A 1,186-nucleotide genomic window follows, 5' to 3' on the forward strand; every position below is an offset into this window, starting at 1 on the left:
GATCTGATCGCGGGCGTCACACTGGCCGCGATCGCCATTCCCGAGCAGATGGCGACAGCCAGGCTCGGCGGCTTTGCGCCCGAGGTCGGATTTTTCGCCTTTGTCGCCGGTTCGGTGGCGTTTGCGCTGTTCGGCGCCAATCGCCACCTTTCGGCCGGCGCGGATTCGACCATCACGCCTTTGTTTGCCGGCAGCCTGGCGCTGCTCGCATCATCAGGCTCACCGCATTATCTGGCGCTGGCCGCCACGCTGGCGCTGATGGTCGGGCTGATCGTGATGCTGAGCGGCGTCTTTCGCCTCGGCTGGATTGCCGACCTGCTCTCGGTGCCGGTCACGACTGGCTTTCTGGCAGGCATCGCCGTCCATATCATCGTTTCACAATTGCCTGGACTGCTCGGTCTGCCGGCGGAAAGCGGCGAAACCGTGCAGCGCATCGGCGAAATCGCCAGCAGCCTCCATCTCACCAACCCCTGGAGCCTGACGCTCGGCCTTGGGGTATTCGCAATCGTGTTGTTTTCCGAGCTTATCAGCGCCCGCATCCCCGGCGCGCTGATCGGCATGGTGCTTGCCACGACAGCGGTCGCCATTTTCGGCCTCAAGGATCATGGCGTCGAGGTGCTTGGTGCCTTGCCGAATGGCCTGCCGCGGGCAGGGTTGCCACTGGCCGGTCTCGACGACGTGCAGGCGCTCGTTCCGCTGGCATTGCTGATCGCCATCGTCGTCATGGTGCAGACGGCCGCCACGTCCCGTTCCTTCGCTCCGCAGGGCGACGCGCCCGACGTCAATCGCGATTTCGTTGGTGTCGGCGCCGGCAGCATCGCGTCGAGCCTGTTCGGCGCCTTCGCCGTCAACGCCAGCCCACCACGCACGGCAATCGTCTCCCAGTCGGGCGGCCGCTCGCAACTCTCGAGCCTCCTTGCCGCGGCGCTCGTTGTGGCGCTGGGCGCCTTTGGCGGCGGCCTGCTCGCCGATGTTCCGCAGGCCGCCCTCGCCGGGGTCCTGATGTTCGTCGCCCAGCACATTCTGCGCTGGAAGGTTTTCGCCAGTGTCTACCGGCAAGCGCCGGTCGAATTCGCATTGATCCTGATCACCATGGCGGCCATCGTCGTGCTGCCCATCGAGACCGGCGTGGCGGTCGGCATCGGCCTGTCGCTGCTGCACGGAATCTGGAGCGCGACCCAGACGC

Annotated in this window: 1 protein-coding gene; it reads left to right on the forward strand. The window is 66.1% G+C overall.

Going from position 1 to position 1,186, the window contains the following annotated elements; genetic code table 11:
* A partial coding sequence (locus EOA36_RS29670; protein WP_245464507.1) for a SulP family inorganic anion transporter occupies positions 1 to 1,186 on the forward strand: 1,186 nt, incomplete at both ends.

The sequence above is a fragment of the Mesorhizobium sp. M8A.F.Ca.ET.021.01.1.1 genome (genome assembly GCF_003998025.1).
Classification (GTDB): domain Bacteria; phylum Pseudomonadota; class Alphaproteobacteria; order Rhizobiales; family Rhizobiaceae; genus Mesorhizobium.